The sequence below is a fragment of the Bacillus silvicola genome (assembly GCF_050524305.1).
GTDB lineage: Bacteria > Bacillota > Bacilli > Bacillales > Bacillaceae_G > Bacillus_A > Bacillus_A cereus_AT.
Genome location: NZ_JBNGVC010000002.1, coordinates 335,976 through 353,725 on the forward strand (window position 1 = coordinate 335,976; position 17,750 = coordinate 353,725).

Below are 17,750 nucleotides of genomic sequence, written 5' to 3' on the forward strand. Positions count from 1 at the left end.
TAAATTTGATTCGTTTATGCTTAAAAATATTGGTGAATTTTCTAGTATTATTCATGATTAATATTAATTAAGGGAGGAAGTATTACTAATATGGAAAAATTACGGTTATTAACATTTAAAAATATAGTAGAACCCCTCTATAATGAGAAAGTATCGTATATTTACTTTCCTATTGAATGGCTTGAGATTGTAGAGATACATTATAGAACATTTTTATTAACGAGTAAGTTAAAACTTGTAAATGAAAGATTGTATGATATGTTTTCTGATATATTATTCATTCAGCATAATCCATATATATTAAAGGAAGATACACCTTGGATTGTAGCAAAAGAACCAATGAGACAAGAACAGTTAGACTATATTTTTCAAAGTTGGTATGAAGTTATTCATGATTGGAAACCGAATAAATTAATAGATCAACCACATTTAGAATGGCAGTATGATTTAATTAGTAATTTACCAGTATTACATGATAAAAAAACGTTTCCTAAATGGGTACCAGCTCTTGTTACACATATCTTTTGCGAACAGCCTTTACGTATGAAAAATAAGAATGATGAAGAAGTATATTTTTCACCACTGCGATCCCAACATGTTTCTGAAGCGATGTCTGAGCCAATTAAGGATGAAGAAACACAGGATTATTTCGCTTATGTATATCGGTTTGAATACATAACTCGTGGAGGTGAAAATAGTCCACTATTAAAAGTATCAGTCGGAATTAGACGGTTTTATCAGCAATATAACCATAAAGATATTTCTATACTTTTAGGGCGAAAGCGAAGCCAAATACTTATTTCAACTCCTGAATTTGAATCAAATAAGAAAAAGCAAAGATTTGTAAAATTAAAAGTGCAACAAGCTGAAAAAGGAATAAAGTGGATTAAGCGTTTCAGAAATTTAAAAGATGAGTATAGGATAGGGGGAGAAGTTAAATTAGAACACATTCTCCAATGTCCAAAAGAGTATATTAGAGGAACAAATAAAAGAGTGCTTCTTCCATATAACGAAAACATATATAAAGTTCAAGGGACAAAAATAAAACTTGGTATAAAAGTAAGAGAAAAAAAGGAGCTTTTAAATGAATTCCAACTGACCTTCCCATATTTCACATTAATTCCAGAATGTGAAAGTGTATTAACGAATAATGAGAATGAGTTATTACCTTTAATTACCCCAAAGGAATTAGATTCAATTACGTTAGAAGTATGGTCAGATGATATAGTAATAGAGATAGAGCAAGCGTTATTAGATAGCAAAATAGTTTTAGCGCAAAATGGAGATTCCTCCTATGTATTAAATGCGGATTATCCGGTGTTGTTAAAAATAGTAAGATATAACATTGAAAAAGTATTACAAAATCCATATAGAATGCAATATAGCCATAAAAATAAAAAGGAACTTGTAGACGATGTTGTAAAAGCGGTACATGCTACAGCAGGAGAGCAAAATGGAATGAAACTAGCATTAATTGCACTAAAAACTTTTAATGGCCGTGAAAAAATTAATCCAAAGCAAATTATTAGGGAAGGATTCGTTCGAACGCAACGTATTTCAGCTTTTATTAATTTATTTATTGGACAAAGTGTATCTAAAAAAGAAATTATTACCGCTATTCTTAGTTTGTTAGAACAAAAGGGGTTCTTGAAGCGTAGTTGGAATAAGATAAAATTACCAGGTATAATTGTAAATTTATCAGTTGAAAAAATGTCTAAATATGATTTCTTACCTATTTTTTCAAAAATAAATGGGAGAGAAATATTATATAAATTATATGGTCAAGAAGAATGGGGTACAATTGATCATACTTTATTAAATATAGGTAATAATAAAGTGTTTTTACCACAACCATCAAAAAGGAATGATATAGGAGCCCACTTTAAACAATTTCTGTCAGAGACATTAGTTGAAATTTTACAAGATGCACATAAACAAAACAAAGAAGTTTATTTTGTTGTAGATGCAAATATGAGGAAACATTGGATAGAAGATTTGCGAAATAAAAGCGTTAACATTGAGGTTTCACCTGAAATAATCTCAAATTTTAAAGAGGATATAAAAATAATTAGAATTAATACTAACTCAGATGTACCGAATTATATTGTTAGAGACCAAAAGTATGTTATGGATGAAACGAGATTATTTGTAGATCAACTGGGAATTTACTATAGTACGGCTGCATACGAATTAAATTGTAATGAGATAACACAGCAGTACATACTCGAAATTATCCCGTTTGGTGTAAAATCTGAAGAGAGAGAAGAAATCGCCAAAATGATACATTACATGTGCTGTAAATCAACCTCGCTCTCAGAACAAAATATTTATAATACGTATGTAATGCATATGGCTAAATTAATTAAAAATTATACTACTGATATTGATTCAAGGGAGTTTAAAGAATTCAATGACGAATTAGATGAAGATGTAATAATTATGGAAAAAGAAAATGGATTGATATTAATATAAATAATAGTATACAAATCCTGTTAGTAATAATAAGCAGGATTTGTCATTTTTTATTGTAAATATAGCTATGCTTTGTCATGTATATTTTCGTTTTCATATTTACTTTATTTACTTTCGGGATTAAGATGTTTTTTAGAAATATCACAAAGGTTTTTCAAATATGATGAACTTTATATTTTGCGAAACTGAAAAAAATTTGAAAGGAATGGGGAATTGTGAAGAAATTAGATGTGCTATTAATGATACTGAGCGGCCTCTTTCCGGTTGCAGGTGTTATGAAGCAAGTCCCTTTAGAACAATCGTTATTTATTGGAGGATTATTATTTTTCACTAGTTTTGGAAGTTACTTTGCTAAAAAGATGTACTCACGAATATGTAGCTGGATAGCGTATGCACCATTTATTACATTACTGTTAGTCATTTGGAATCAGGATATTTCAACAAATTCAATAATAGCGAACGCGAAAATCGCTGCTTGCATTGCGTTAATTCCATGTTTATTCCGATTTCGTACATACGGGCTTACTTTGGGATTATTTTCATTATGGGCCGCTTTACTATGGGATATAAAAGAAGTACAGTCATTAATCATACTTGAGCGTATGATGAGTTTAATGACAGGCCATTACTTATATATTCTCCTTTTAGTTGGAGGACTTATATTAGGTGGATTACTTGCGATGTTAATACACCGTAAAGAGAAAGGCACTAATAAAGAAAATAATAATTTATTTAAGCAAAAAAAGAATCGTAAAAGGCTATCGTTTAAGATTCGTCTTCCAAGATTACCGAAACTTAAATTGAAATTATTTAAATTTCGTGGAAAAGTATCTAAACATAAAACACCAGAAAGAGTTCATGAGCGTAATTACGAAGAAACAGTTGCGAAATATGAAATGACAGAGCAAATAGAGCAATACAGTGAAGGCACTGTTCAAGGGCAAACAAGAATGGAACGCCGAAGAAGTAGATATAATGCATAATGAAATTTAGTAACCTCTTAATGATTTATCTTAAAATCGATTAATCATTAAGGGGTTTTTTATGTAATTAAATATAGGTTGCTAATGAGGGATTTATAGCATATTTTAAAGATAGGGACTTCAATAAAATAATGGGAGAAAAAATACTTATTATATATATGCTTGTATATTATTCTTAGTTAGTTTTTTGCATGTTTATTGGGCCTTCGGAGGTAGGTAGGGGATAAATAGTGTTATTCTAACTAAATGTGGAGAAAAAGCGTTTACGCCTCGTGGAAGAATGACATTATTCATTGTGTTACTATAGTATGGCAGCAATAATTTTATTACAACAAGCAGATGTTGTTCATTTTGCAGTTCCTCATGTAATAGTTCAAACGGGTTCCTGGATTTGTATGATTGTGTTTTTCATTAGAGTAATTGGTGAGTTTCATTATTTGGGTATCTTTAAACGAAAAAAGATACACACTTTGCTAGAATGGATACTATTTTATATATTCCTCTTTGTCTTTTTTATCTCTTACGTTTTTATTAGTAATAATCAAGTGAAAATATATGATACACTATAACTTACGTTATTTTAGTAATGAATAGAGGGATTTACATGATAGATAAAATTAAAAATGTTGTCGATGAAATGTATGAGGATGAAGCGAAACATTTACTGCAAAGTCTCCTTATACAATTAGATTTATTAGAAGAGAACTATAGTGAAGATACGATTAAACACTTGATGAGTATACCTAAGCAGCTGACGAATGATATATCCTATAAAAGAAATGTAAAAGAAAGTACACATATTCATATCACTTTCGATGAATCAACAGGCGGATGTTTAAAACATATGTTAAGTCAAGAAGAACTATTTGAAGAGAGTGTTGTTTCATTCTCTGAATTCTTTTCAATTGGACCGATACACCAATTACATACGAATAAAGGGCAACTAGCAAGACAGCAATGGTTATTAAACAATCTAACTACTTATGATGGTTATTTTGAAGAAGAATATCTAATGAATTTTATGGAAACTTTAGAAGAACTACATTCTATTCCAAATGAAACACCAATTACCATCTGGAAGGCGAATAACGCACATGAACATGTAGGCCTTTGTTTTGTAATGGCTCAATTAAAAGATAAGAAAAATATTCGTATAATTAATACATCTGAAGCGAGCAGAGAAATATTAAAACAAGAGTATGATATACGTGGAACGGGTGAATTGCCGCCCGAAAGTTTAGCTACTTTCATAAGGAATTCTGTAGAGTTATCATATTTAACTAAAGAGACTAGAGAAAAGTTTGAACATGAATGGGATAGTTTATCGAATAGTACAGAGTTATTAAGAATTTGGAAAGACAATGAAGTACATTCAGTGAAAGAAGACTATCTTGATCCATTTATGATTGAATGCGCAAAAAGAATAGGTGCGGATAAAGACTTCCTTAAAGCCCCGAGAGTAATTGGGGAAGTGCTTGGCCATGTCGAACAACTTGTGGGGGATACCTTTTTAGAATATCGCTTGAAAGCATTAGTTAAACAACATACATTTGAATTTGAAGGTTCACTAGAAGAAATGCGTTTTTATAGTGTGAAGTTGAGAAAATAATAAATACATTCCGTTTATGAAAAAGCTTGTAGTTTTAAAACTACAAGCTTTATTTTTTTAGTTGAATTTGGGCTATACATAAGCTTCCTATAGGTGTCATATCACATATGAATGTTAAAGGTAATGAATGAAAAGAAGGTGATTTATTAATATGTATAACCAACAAAACTATCCATATGATCAAACAATGTATTATAATCCACAACAATACGGATATGAACCTGATATCGAAGTTAGAGAGGTTGAACTAGAAGATTATCGACCAGATGATGCGGAAGATGCGCCAACGTCACCACCACCATCACAAGCTCCGTCTTTACCGTCAACATTTGCTTCGCCTGCACAAGCTGGCAATATGAAATCATGGATGTGTAACTGCTTAGGAAGATGGGGATATTTACGTTTACATCGTCCTGGGCCTTTCGGAAGAGACTTATGGTTCTTTCCGACAGAAGTTAGAAGAAACGGAGTCTCGGGATACACTTGGCAAGGTGGCCGACGTCGTAAAGTAAGTTACCGATATCAACAAATTAGTAATTTTATGTGCTTTGCATAAAGAAGAGTGAGAGAGTAGAAAGATTATACTTTCTCACTTTTTTATTTTTCAATATAGGAAGTAAGATTTTGATTAAAAATTTACAATTTTCACGTTTTTATTAGAGTATAATGCAAATGTTGGCTGGTTTTCAAAAAAAAATGAGAGTGAGGGAATACAATGTCAATGAAAAATAAAGTTGGACTAAGAATAGAAGATGGTATTAATTTAGCTTCAGCTCATTTTAAAGAAGATGCTTATGAAATTTATAAAGAATCAAGAAAAGTGCAACCTGTCCTATTTGTAAATAAAAATGAATTAGGTGCGGAGTGGCTTATTACAAGATATGAAGATGCTCTGCCACTTTTAAAAGATAATCGCTTAAAAAAAGATCTGGCAAATGTGTTTCCTCAAGATACAAAGAATATGTATCTTTCCGTTGACAATAGTGATCATTTAACTACGCACATGTTAAATTCAGATCCACCTAACCACAGTCGTTTACGATCTTTAGTTCAAAAAGCTTTTACACCGAAGATGATTACACAATTAGACGGAAGAATTCAGAGAATAGCGGATAATTTAATAAGTGAGATAGAGCGAAAAGGTACATTAAATCTTGTGGATGATTATTCATTCCCATTACCGATTATTGTAATTAGCGAGATGCTAGGAATTCCAAAAGAGGATCAAGCGAAATTTAGAATTTGGTCTCATGCTGTCATCGCTTCTCCAGAAACGCCAGATGAAATAAGAGAAACTGAAAAGCAACTATCTGAATTTATTACATATCTTCAATATTTAGTTGATGTAAAGCGACAAGATCCTAAAGAGGATTTGGTCAGTGCTTTAATACTTGCAGAAAGTGAAGGACATAAACTTAGTGCTCCGGAACTATATTCCATGATTATGTTACTTATCGTAGCGGGCCATGAGACGACGGTGAATTTAATTACAAATACGGTATTAGCACTTCTTGAAGATCCTGATCAATTACAGTTATTAAAAGATAACCCAAAATTAATTGATTCAGCTATTGAAGAAGGATTACGATATTATTCTCCCGTTGAGGTTACAACTGCAAGATGGGCAGCTGAGCCTTTTCAAATTCACGAGCAAACAATCCAAAAAGGAGATATGGTTATTATCGCATTAGCTTCAGCAAACCGTGATGAAACAGTATTTGAAAACCCAGAAGTATTTGATATTACACGTGAGAATAACCGTCACATTGCTTTCGGACATGGTAGCCATTTTTGTTTAGGAGCTCCACTTGCTAGGTTAGAAGCAAAGATTGCTATTACTACTCTATTTAAACGGATGCCTGAATTACAAATAAAAGGCGATCGTGAAGACATTAAATGGCAAGGCAATTATTTAATGCGTTCTTTAGAGGAATTGCCTTTGACTTTCTAGAATAGTTAAAATGAGACATGCATACATTGAAAATGTTTTACATAGAGTATGTATGTGTTATTTAAATTCGAAACGGAAGGGTGAAAACATCCCAATGATCAACTAATTCTATTTTAAAAGATCTTCGTTACAAAAACGAAATATTCTTCTGAATAGGATTAGTATGTACATTTTTATAGAAAAGGGATGTATTTCACGTCGTGAAAATATAGTCTTTTCATATAGTTTGTGCTGCCTCCTGTTCAGTATGCGAAATAGGAGGCTTTTTTATGTCAACGACTGCAGAAACGAAACAAAATCATGGGGTATCACAAGTTTTAAAAAATCGATTTGTACAGGGAATTCTTGCATCAGCATTATTTTTACAAATAGGAATATGGGTTCGAAACTTTGCGGTATTATTGTATGTTATGGAAATGACGAAAGGTGATGCTTTCGCTATATCAATGATTTCAGTTGCTGAATTCGCCCCAATTTTTATTTTTTCATTCATTGGTGGAACTTTTGCTGATAGGTGGAAGCCGAAGAGGACAATGATATGGTGTGAAACGTTAAGTGCTATTTCAGTATTCGCTGTATTAATTACTCTTATGTTTGGAACGTGGAAAATCGTGTTTTTTGTGACGCTAATCTCTGCAATCCTTTCGCAGTTTTCCCAGCCCTCTGGAATGAAGTTGTTTAAACAGCATTTGTCAACGGAACAAATTCAATTAGCAATGTCTATATATCAAACGATATTTGCAATATTTATGGTGTTAGGGCCGATTCTTGGAACATTTATCTTTCACAGTTTTGGAATCTATATTTCAATCATCATAACAGGTATCGCATTTTTACTTGCGGCAGCTGTATTGTTATTTCTTCCGAAAGATCTTGAAAACGAAGCAGAGAAAAAAGAAATAACTCTATTACGGGAAATGATTGATGGTATTCAATATGTAAAAAAGAAAAAAACATTAACTTTGCTAGGGTTTTGTTTTATGGCAGCTGGACTAGGTATAGGGCTTATTCAGCCGCTTGGAATATTTATTGTGACAGAACAACTAGGGTTATCAAAAGAGAGCTTACAATGGTTACTAACAGTCAATGGTGCGGGGATGATTGTTGGCGGAGCTTTAGCGATGGTATTTGCGAAAAATGTGGCCCCGCAAAAGATGTTAATTATCGGTATGCTTGGTCAGGCAATTGGTATTGGTATTATAGGTTACTCCACAAATTTATGGGTGACACTTACAGCACAACTTTTTAGTGGTTTAGCCCTACCGTGTATTCAAATAGGGATAAATACACTTATTATCCAAAATAGTGATACGGATTTTATTGGTAGAGTAAATGGCATTTTAAGTCCACTATTCACCGGTTCAATGGTAGTAACGATGAGTATAGCTGGTTCATTAAAGGAGATGTTTTCATTAGGTACGATGTATGAGGGGACGGCTCTACTATTTGTTATTGGATTATTGTTTATTTTACCTATATACAATTTAAAGCCAGTAATAGCAGTAGAAAGTGAAATGAATGGTAAAGGAAGTGCTGTGCAACATGAATCCTAATCCAAATGTTAAATATCCAATTGAAGGAAATCAAAGCGTTCATTTTATAAAAAATACAATAACGAAATCTAATATACTTGTTGGTGACTATTCTTATTATGATGCAAAACAGGGGGAAACATTAGAAGATCGAGTATTATATCATTATGAATTCATCGGAGATCGTCTCGTTATTGGAAAGTTTTGTTGTATTGCATCTGGAGTTACCTTTATTATGAACGGAGCGAATCATCGAATGGATGGATTTTCGGCGTATCCTTTTAATATTTTTGGGAATGGCTGGGAGAAATTCACACCGGATTTGTCTGATTTACCGTATAAAGGAGATACAGTTATAGGAAATGACGTTTGGATTGGTATGGATACAACGATTATGCCCGGAATTAAAATAGGAGATGGTGCAATAATTGCAGCTAAATCTGTTGTGACTAAAGACGTCGCACCATATACAATTGTTGGTGGAAACCCTGCAAATAAAATAAAAGAGAGATTTTCAAATGCAATAATAGAAGAATTATTGCAAATACAATGGTGGCATTTTGACATTGAGAAGATAACAGAAAATATCGATGCTATTGTACGAGGAGATATAGAATTATTAAGAAGCTAAAAAGGTAATAAAAAATGCATGGCAAAGAGTATCATACCTCCGAATTTTGTTAATGATAATAGAACAAGGAGGTGTGATACTATGGCACAAGACGTTTTATGTGAAGTAAACAACTGTAAATTTTGGGCTAACGGTAATAAATGTAGTGCAGATGCAATTTATGTAGTAAGTCATAAAGGTAAACACGCATCTACAACGGAAGAAACAGATTGCAAAACTTTCGATCCAGAAATATAAATTTTTGAAGGGTAGCCAAATCGAGGTTGCCCTTTTATTAATTATAGTATTGATAATAAATCTCATTTTCATTCATTATTTTTTACTTTTCTTGTTATTTTTTATATTTTCTTCATAAGAGATATAATCCAATGTAATTCATGTTCAATACGTGATTTAGTAAATTCAACAACTTCTGTAATAAAAGGTGAGACAACGTCAAGGGATTGGATGGCTGTAAGTTGTTCTCGAAGCACGTTTTGGCGCGTAGTCAAAATTTCTTTTCTAGCCTCGTAATCAAGTTTTTCGAAGAGCGCGATACGCACAAGGAATTCAGTATTATTTGTCGCAATTTTTTCAGGAAACTCTCTTAGTATTTCATAAAAAATTTCTTCCCCTGTTTCAGTTATGTCGTACATATTTCGGTTTGGCTTTCCGACTTGTTTATGTATTTTTTTCGTTATAGCACCCATATTTTCGAAGCGCCGAAGAGCGGGATAAAGTGTGTTATGATTTAATTCGAAATTCTCACCTAACCGATTTTGAATATTTTTCTTTATTTCATAGCCGTGTTTTGGTCCTGTCGTTAATTCAGCTAGTAGTAAAATATCAACGTACATAAAAATCCCCCTTATATATTTCTCAAGTTCTCCAATAAAAAATCTTCTTTAACATATGTTAAAATAACATATGTTAAATTATACAACTTTGAACTACCGACCTAACACTTTTATTGTAAAAGAAAAGGGAGGAAAGAACTATGGCTTCGCTTGAAAATGTGATTTTAGTTCATGAAATTTCAAAGCTGAAAACAAAAGAAGAATTGTGGAATCCGTATGAGTGGTATCAATTTATGAGGGAGAATCATCCGGTTCATTATGATGAGGAGCAGGATGTATGGAATGTTTTTTTATACAATGATGTAAATCGAGTTTTATCAGATTATCGCTTATTTTCAAGTAGAAGGGAGCGGAGACAATTCTCAATCCCTCCTTTAGAAACTAGAATAAATATAAACTCTACAGATCCGCCAGAACACCGTAATGTACGTTCAATTGTTTCTAAAGCATTTACTCCAAGAAGTTTAGAACAGTGGAGACCTCGAATACAGTCTATCGCAAATGAACTTGTACAACATATAGGAAAATATAGTGAGGTTAATATCGTTGAAGAGTTTGCTGCACCTTTACCTGTTACCGTCATATCCGATTTATTAGGAGTGCCAACAACTGACCGTAAAAAAATTAAAGAATGGTCTGATATTTTATTTATGCCATATAGTAAAGAAAGATTTAACGATTTGGATGTAGAAAAAGGAATTGCGTTAAATGAATTTAAAACGTATTTGCTTCCAATCGTTCAAGAAAAAAGATATCATTTGACCGATGATATTATTTCAGATTTAATACGAGCTGAATATGAAGGTGAAAGATTAACTGATGAAGAAATTGTAACTTTTTCATTAGGTTTATTAGCGGCTGGTAATGAAACAACTACAAATTTAATAATAAATAGCTTTTATTGTTTTTTAGTGGATTCACCTGGAATTTATAAAGAATTAAGTAAAGAGCCTAAATTAGTTTCAAAAGCAATTGAGGAAGTGTTACGCTATCGATTTCCTGTTACATTAGCTCGGAGGATTACAGAAGATACAAATATATTTGGACCTTTAATGAAAAAGGATCAGATGATTGTTGCGTGGGTTAGTGCAGCAAATTTAGATGAGAAAAAATTCTCACAAGCTTCTAAGTTTAATTTACACCGAACAGGAAATGAAAAGCATTTAACTTTTGGTAAAGGGCCTCACTTTTGTTTAGGGGCACCACTTGCACGTTTAGAAGCTGAGATTGCATTAAGTACCTTTATAAATGCTTTTGAAAAAATAGAGTTAGCTCCATCTTTCAATTTAGAAAAATGTATATTGGAAAATGAACAAACCTTAAAACACTCACCTATTCGCTTAAAAACTCAATAAAACGTTCAACAAGGTACATTGTATTGTACCTTGTTTTTTATTTCTCAATTGTAAAATTTTAATGTGTTTTATAGTATGGAGGTGTGTGGAAAAAGAGTAGAGGAGGATGCTTATGTTAACGTGCAATGGGAGTAAAACGTTTCAAACATTTATTAAAGCTGTAACTGATTTAATAGATGGTGATTTATTGGAAGAACAAATCGTGTGTGAAATTGAAAAATTACTAGAAGAACTTTTAGAAAAGAAAACATGGCTTCCGTTAGAAAAACAGAAGGCGAATTCGGCTCAGTATGCACGACACTTGTTATATGAAGATCCTTTAAATCGTTTTGAAGTATTAGCTCTTGTATGGAAAGATGGACAATCTACTCCTTTACATGATCATGATGGTACATGGGGAGTAGAAGGCGTTTTTACAGGAAGGATAATGGTGCAGAACTTTATACAAACTAAGCAGCTTGACAATTCACTTGTTTATTTAACGCATACAGGAAATCTTTATTTGGGAGAAGGCGAAACAGATAAAGTCATTCCACCAGCTGATTGTCATATTCTTGAAATATCCGAAAATGAAAGCGTTGTCACAATTCATGTTTACGGAAAACGTTTAGAAAAGTTTATAATATATGTCCCAACTGAAGAAAAGAATGTGTACATGTGTGAGACAAAATATATTAGTTATAGTTCATAGTTTAAAATCAAAAGCTTTTCTTTAAAAAGAAAAGCTTTTGATTTTATTTTGAATTATTTCTTGACCTGAAACGCTTTTCATAAATTATAAATAAGGAGTACTTCACGAGATCAGTATGAAAACGATACCTTTCGTTTAATAAGAACTCGTGTATTTATAGAAAGTGGTGAAGAAATAATGAAATTAATCGCAATTGATTTAGATGGAACTCTTCTTTCGGGGAATAAAATGATTAGTAAAGAAAATGCAGAAGCAATTCGAAAATGTCAGGAAGCTGGTCATGTTGTTGCAATTTGTACAGGACGTTCTATCGTCGACATTGAACGATTGTTGTTAGAAGTTAATTTAGATTGTCCAATTATCGCGGAAAATGGTGCACTTATATATAAAGATAAAAAAATGATGAAGAGATATCCAATTCAAAATATGCAGGCACTTGAGATTGTAGACTATCTTGAAGAGAATGGCTTATATTATCAGCTTTATACTAATAAAGGTGTATATGTACCAGATTATGGAGTAGAGAGTGTGCGTAATGAGATTGAATATGTGAAGAATTCAAAAGAAAATTTCGACTTGAAAGAGTTAGAAACAATCGCAGCCTTATACCTTGAGCATACAGCGTTTCATAGTGCGAAAAGTTGTAAACCAATTGTAGAAACTGATATACATGTGCATAAGCTTTTACCATTTTCTTATGACATAGAAAAATTAAAAAAGTTAAAAGCAGCGTTTCTGCATAATACTGATTTAGCAATTACATCTTCGTATTGGCATAATTTAGAGATTAATCACCGAGACGCTCAAAAAGGAAATGGATTATATACTTTAGCAGAACATCTGAATATTCCAGTTGAAAATACTGTAGCGATAGGTGATGGGCTAAACGATGTATCGATGATGGAAAAAGCAAACATATCAATTGCGATGGGGAACGCAGTAGATGAAATAAAGGCAATTTGTCAGTACGAGACGTTATCAAATGAAGAACATGGTGTTGCACACGCTTTATATAAATTTGTAATGTAATAAAAAGAAAAAAAGAATCCAAGTAGGATTCTTTTTTTCTTTTTATTAGGGGTAAGGTATTCTATGATATTCATAGAAGCCTTATTACACTCCATTATATAGAATATATTGGAATAAATGTTTATAATTTTCATATTAATTGTGAAAATTTTATGAACTTTACTTTTATTGTGTTTTAATACCGCTACTAGTGGCGCGTAAGACTCACATATGAAAACTTGGTGGACGTAAGGAGGTTAAGTGAGATTCGCACTGTTTATATAATCACGATTCGTGTGGCTAATAATGTATGAGGGATAAATAACACTTATTGATTTAAGTTTCACTTCATACGTATATAATTTTCTGTTTTTAATTGAAAAATAGAATTTGTTTGAATAATTATTCTACAGCTATATACCTATGCACACTTTCTTCGTATAATGGAGAAGTATGAATTTTAAATTTGTATAAATTTTACATATAGAGGTGAAAAAGGGATGAATGCGCGGCTAATGGAACTTATTGATGTGAGTACAATAGAAACCATGGCAGAACAATTTTATAATTTAACCAACATATCACATCAACTTCTTGATGCTGAAAACGAATGTATATTTTCATTTGGAATTAATGAAATGAAAGTATGTAAACTTCCCAAAATTGAAATCCCCATTTTCTTATACAATCAATATTTAGGCTCTTTTGTTGTATGGTCCGAAAAAAGCGAAATCTTCCATTGTAAAAAATATTTCGAAATGCTTTCTAACCTCATTATAGACGGGGAAAAAAAAGTATTTCAAACCCAAAATACATCGTTACTTTCTCGAAAAGAGGAAGAATTACATACGATCTTACAAAATATGCCCGTTATGGTTGATGCGCTTGACTACAATGGAGATTTTGTTTTGTGGAATCGAGAATGTGAGATTGTAACAGGCTATACTTCTGAAGAAATAATTGGAAATCCAGACGCACTTCGATTACTGTATCCTGACCATAATTATCGCAATCAAATACAAAATAAATTTTTGACTTGCGGAAAAAATTTTAGAGATTGGGAAATGCGTTTAACATGTAAAAATGGAGAAATTAAAACGATAATGTGGTCCAATATATCAGAGCAGTTTCCTGTAAAAGGATTTAGTTACTGGGCTGTTGGTGTAGATATTACACATTTAAAAGCGATAGAAGAGCAATTAATACAACAAACTTCTGAATTAGAATTAATTTTTAAAGCTTTACCAGATTTATGTTTTTTAACAGAAGATGATGGGACAATTATAGATTATAAAGCAGGATCTCCTACAAAATTTTACGTACCCGCAGAAGCTTTTATGGGAAAGAAGTTTTACGAAATATTACCATCTGCAGTAGCGCAGCAATTTCAAGAAGCAATTCGCCAATTGAAAGAAGAAGGAAAGAATGTAATTGTAGAATATCCTCTAACACTTAATGGAAGTATCGATTTCTTTGAAGCTAGATGTTTACCATTATTACAAGATAAAATTATGATTATTGTACGTGATATTACAGAGCGGAAAAAGGCAGAAGAATTGCTAAATAAATCAGATACACTTGCGGCAATTGGTCAATTGGCAGCCGGTGTAGCTCATGAAGTGAGAAACCCATTAACTGTAATTAAAGGATTTATACAGTTATTCCAAATTAATAAAGAAGATCAAGAAAAATATTTTGACCTTATGCTTTCCGAAATAGAAAGAATAGAAGCAATCCTCCAAGAGTTTTTGTCGATTGCTAAAACTGATGAAATAAATACAGAAAAGAAAAATATTTATCAAATTTTTAAAAATGTCGTATCACTAATTAATACAAAAGCAATCATGACAAATATTCAAGTTGAACTATTTACAGATTCCAAGGAGATAATCATTGAATGCTCAGAAAATCAATTGAAACAAGTATTTATTAATATTTTGCAAAATTCAATTGAAGCAATGCTAGATGGTGGGAAAATTTCAATCCATATAAAAGAAATACATAAAAATGGTGTCATTATTAGTGTAATAGATGAAGGAATAGGAATACCTGAAGAAAGAATTAAAAGATTAGGTGAACCTTTTTATAGTACGAAAGAAAAGGGTACCGGTATTGGATTGATGTTAAGTTATAAAATTATTGAAAGTCATCAAGGAACAATAAGTATAATGAGTGAGGTTGGCGTCGGGACAACTGTAACTATTTACTTGCCGAAAATTCAGAGTAAACAATCTCTATCAAATTGTGATGATAGATGTATTTCAATACGTTCTAATATTAACTCCTAAAATACTTAATACCCAAGAACAAAGCTAAGCTTTTGTTCTTGGGTATTTTTATATTTAATTTAGTAAACTTTACTTTTTCTTTATATTTGTTTTAATTTCTATTAAGTTTTAAACGTTATATTAATATACGTACAAAGTAATGTGTGGAAATTGTACATTACTTTTAATATAGAGAGCTAAAAAATATTAAAAATGTTGTAAGGAGGAGATTATGACAGGGTGAAAAAGAAAGAGAAAAAGAGTGGTAGAGCCCTACCTATACGGTTAAATATTTTATTCTTTTGCGTATTTTTATTATTTTCTGGAATTATAATCCAGTTAGGTAAAGTACAAATTTTCGATGGAGAAACATATAAGAATGAAGTAGAAAAAAGAGAGAATGCAACTGTTAGTCTTACAGTACCACGCGGCAAAATTTATGACCGTGAAGGGAATTCAGTGGTGGACAATAAGTCTTTACGTACGATTACATATACAAAGGTGAAAGGTGTAAAATCGGAAGAAATGCTAAAAACTGCAAGACAACTTGCAGAAATAATTGAAATGCCGCAAGAAGATATAGATAAGTTAACCGAGACGGATAAGAAAGATTTTTGGATGCAGTTAAATCCAAAACTTACTCAAGATTTAGTATCTAAAAAAGAAATAGATAAGTTTAGAGTAAAGGATATTAACGGAAAAGAGTTAGACAAAAAAATAGAAGAGTTAAAAAGAAAGCGAGTTACAGAAAAAAATCTTCAAGAATTAACAGCAAAAGACATAGAAGTGTTAGCTATTAAAAGTAAAATGACTTCAGGTTATCAAATGGTACCTCAAATTATAAAAAAAGATGTTAGTGAAAAGGAATATGCTGTGGTTAGCGAAAATTTAGCAAATCTCCCTGGGGTTGACGCATCAGTTGATTGGGAACGGCTCTATGTAAATGATGGCTTATTCCGTTCAGTCCTTGGAAATGTTTCGAATGCTGATGAGGGATTACCACGTGAACGATTAGATTATTATTTAGTGCGGGAGTATAGCCGGAATGACCGGGTCGGGAAAAGTTACATCGAACAGCAATACGAAGATGTACTTCATGGCACGAAAGAAAAAGTAAGAAGTATTGCTGATAAACAAGGTAATACAATTAGAACGGAGACAGTTTCTGAAGGGAAAAGCGGCAAGAATTTAACGTTAACAATTGATATGGAATTACAGAAAAAAGTAGAAGAGAGTATAGAAAAAATATTAAAGGCATATAAAGGTTCAGAATCAATGTTAGACCGTGCTTTCGTTGTAATGATGAATCCGAAAAACGGCCAAGTATTATCGATGGCTGGGAAAAGACTTGTAGAAAAAGATGGGAAAATGGAAGTAGAAGATTACGCTTTAGGTACGCTGACAAGTTCATACGAGCTTGGATCAACTGTTAAAGGTGCTACAGTATTAACCGGATTTGAAACAAAAGCTATAACACCGGGAACACATTTTTATGATGCACCTATGAAGTTTAAAGGAACTAAGGAGAAAAAGTCATGGAAAGATTTTGGAGATATAGATGACCTAAGAGCTTTACAAGTTTCCTCTAACGTTTATATGTTTAACACAGCATTAAAAATTGCCGGTGTGGATTATGTAAAGAACAGTTCACTAGATATTAAACAAGAATACTTTGATAAGATGAGATATTATTTCAGACAATTTGGTTTAGGTGTTCCAACAGGTATTGATTTACCGAATGAAACAGCGGGGCAAATTGGGAGAAAAGATAATCAGCCAGGTTTCTTATTAGACTTTTCTATTGGTCAGTATGATACGTATACACCACTTCAGCTTGCACAATATATTTCAACTATTGCAAATGGCGGGTATCGTATGAAACCACAAATTCTTCAAGAAATTAGAGAACAAACCGTTCAAAAAGATGAGGTCGGTAAAGTAGTACAATCAATAGAACCCGTTGTTTTAAATAGAATTGATATGAAAGAAGAATATATCAATCAAGTAAAAGAAGGCTTTAGGAAAGTATTCCAAGAAGGGGATGGAACGGGAGTAAGGGCGTTCCAAAAAGCACCCTATAAACCAGCTGGAAAAACAGGAACTGCACAGACTGTATACGGTGGAGAAAGTGATATTGGGAGAAATGAGAAAGGCAATCGTAGAGAATGCTATAATTTAACATTAGCAGGATATGCGCCATATGATGATCCAGAAGTAGCATTTTCCGTTGTAGTACCATGGGTTATAAATGATAAGTCTGGTATTAACTCTGATATTGGAAAAGAAGTTTTAGATGCTTATTTTGATTTAAAAAATAAGCGATTAACTGGCGAAGCACCAAAAATAGATGACTCTAAGGAGAATTAAAATATACGAAACGTCTCTGGCATTTATATGAACTAGAGACGTTTTTAC

14 protein-coding genes and 1 pseudogene are annotated in these 17,750 nt (G+C 32.2%); 14 read left to right on the plus strand and 1 reads right to left on the minus strand.

From position 1 onward, the window contains the following. Positions 1-90: 90 nt before the first annotated feature. The 9 genes and pseudogenes from ACP6L7_RS08835 (at position 91) to ACP6L7_RS08875 (ending at position 9,415) form a co-directional block, all read left to right on the plus strand. Complete coding sequence (locus ACP6L7_RS08835) at positions 91-2,472, plus strand: RNaseH domain-containing protein (RefSeq protein WP_097829329.1); 2,382 nt, start codon at positions 91-93, stop codon at positions 2,470-2,472. A 215-nt stretch (positions 2,473-2,687) separates the two neighbouring features. Beyond that, the gene (locus ACP6L7_RS08840) at positions 2,688-3,455 is read left to right on the plus strand and encodes a DUF3959 family protein (protein ID WP_097829328.1); all 768 of its coding nucleotides are present in this window, start codon (positions 2,688-2,690) and stop codon (positions 3,453-3,455) included. 154 nt (positions 3,456-3,609) lie between these two features. Next, positions 3,610-4,004: pseudogene (locus tag ACP6L7_RS08845) on the plus strand (DUF3995 domain-containing protein). A gap of 55 nt (positions 4,005-4,059) precedes the next feature. Further along, positions 4,060-5,064 (plus strand): DUF1835 domain-containing protein, encoded by a 1,005-nt coding sequence (locus ACP6L7_RS08850; RefSeq protein WP_097829327.1) that lies wholly within the window; start codon positions 4,060-4,062, stop codon positions 5,062-5,064. A gap of 151 nt (positions 5,065-5,215) precedes the next feature. Continuing rightward, a complete protein-coding gene (locus ACP6L7_RS08855) occupies positions 5,216-5,620 on the plus strand; it encodes a hypothetical protein (RefSeq protein ID WP_000282706.1) in 405 nt (134 codons plus the stop codon). A 159-nt stretch (positions 5,621-5,779) separates the two neighbouring features. Further along, complete coding sequence (locus ACP6L7_RS08860; protein ID WP_097829326.1) at positions 5,780-7,015, plus strand: cytochrome P450 family protein; 1,236 nt, start codon at positions 5,780-5,782, stop codon at positions 7,013-7,015. Between the two features lie 269 nt (positions 7,016-7,284). Continuing rightward, positions 7,285-8,568 (plus strand): MFS transporter, encoded by a 1,284-nt coding sequence (locus ACP6L7_RS08865; protein ID WP_097829325.1) that lies wholly within the window; start codon positions 7,285-7,287, stop codon positions 8,566-8,568. Next, positions 8,558-9,178 carry a Vat family streptogramin A O-acetyltransferase gene (locus ACP6L7_RS08870; protein WP_097829324.1) on the plus strand — a complete coding sequence of 207 codons (621 nt, stop codon included), beginning with the start codon at positions 8,558-8,560 and terminating at the stop codon, positions 9,176-9,178. The genes ACP6L7_RS08865 and ACP6L7_RS08870 overlap by 11 nt, the downstream gene beginning before the upstream one ends. A gap of 81 nt (positions 9,179-9,259) precedes the next feature. Further along, on the plus strand, positions 9,260-9,415 hold the full coding sequence (locus ACP6L7_RS08875; protein ID WP_071746091.1) for a DUF1540 domain-containing protein: 156 nt from the start codon (positions 9,260-9,262) through the stop codon (positions 9,413-9,415). 101 nt (positions 9,416-9,516) lie between these two features. On the opposite strand, the gene ACP6L7_RS08880 is transcribed toward ACP6L7_RS08875, so the two are convergent. Then, on the minus strand, positions 9,517-10,014 hold the full coding sequence (locus ACP6L7_RS08880) for a PadR family transcriptional regulator (protein ID WP_097829323.1): 498 nt from the start codon (positions 10,012-10,014) through the stop codon (positions 9,517-9,519). A 140-nt stretch (positions 10,015-10,154) separates the two neighbouring features. Here ACP6L7_RS08880 and ACP6L7_RS08885 point away from each other — a divergent pair, with 140 nt between their 5' ends. From ACP6L7_RS08885 to ACP6L7_RS08905, 5 genes are all read left to right on the plus strand, one after another. Next, the gene (locus tag ACP6L7_RS08885; RefSeq protein ID WP_430529024.1) at positions 10,155-11,369 is read left to right on the plus strand and encodes a cytochrome P450; all 1,215 of its coding nucleotides are present in this window, start codon (positions 10,155-10,157) and stop codon (positions 11,367-11,369) included. A 112-nt stretch (positions 11,370-11,481) separates the two neighbouring features. Continuing rightward, complete coding sequence (locus ACP6L7_RS08890; RefSeq protein WP_097829321.1) at positions 11,482-12,060, plus strand: cysteine dioxygenase family protein; 579 nt, start codon at positions 11,482-11,484, stop codon at positions 12,058-12,060. A 177-nt stretch (positions 12,061-12,237) separates the two neighbouring features. Continuing rightward, positions 12,238-13,089, plus strand: a complete 852-nt coding sequence (locus ACP6L7_RS08895; RefSeq protein ID WP_097829320.1) for a Cof-type HAD-IIB family hydrolase — start codon at positions 12,238-12,240, stop codon at positions 13,087-13,089. Positions 13,090-13,568: 479 nt separating this feature from the next. After that, positions 13,569-15,356 (plus strand): PAS domain-containing sensor histidine kinase, encoded by a 1,788-nt coding sequence (locus ACP6L7_RS08900; protein WP_141533394.1) that lies wholly within the window; start codon positions 13,569-13,571, stop codon positions 15,354-15,356. Positions 15,357-15,575: 219 nt separating this feature from the next. Then, positions 15,576-17,702: a peptidoglycan D,D-transpeptidase FtsI family protein gene (locus tag ACP6L7_RS08905; RefSeq protein WP_071772640.1), complete on the plus strand. Its 2,127-nt coding sequence runs from the start codon at positions 15,576-15,578 to the stop codon at positions 17,700-17,702. Positions 17,703-17,750 lie beyond the last annotated feature (48 nt).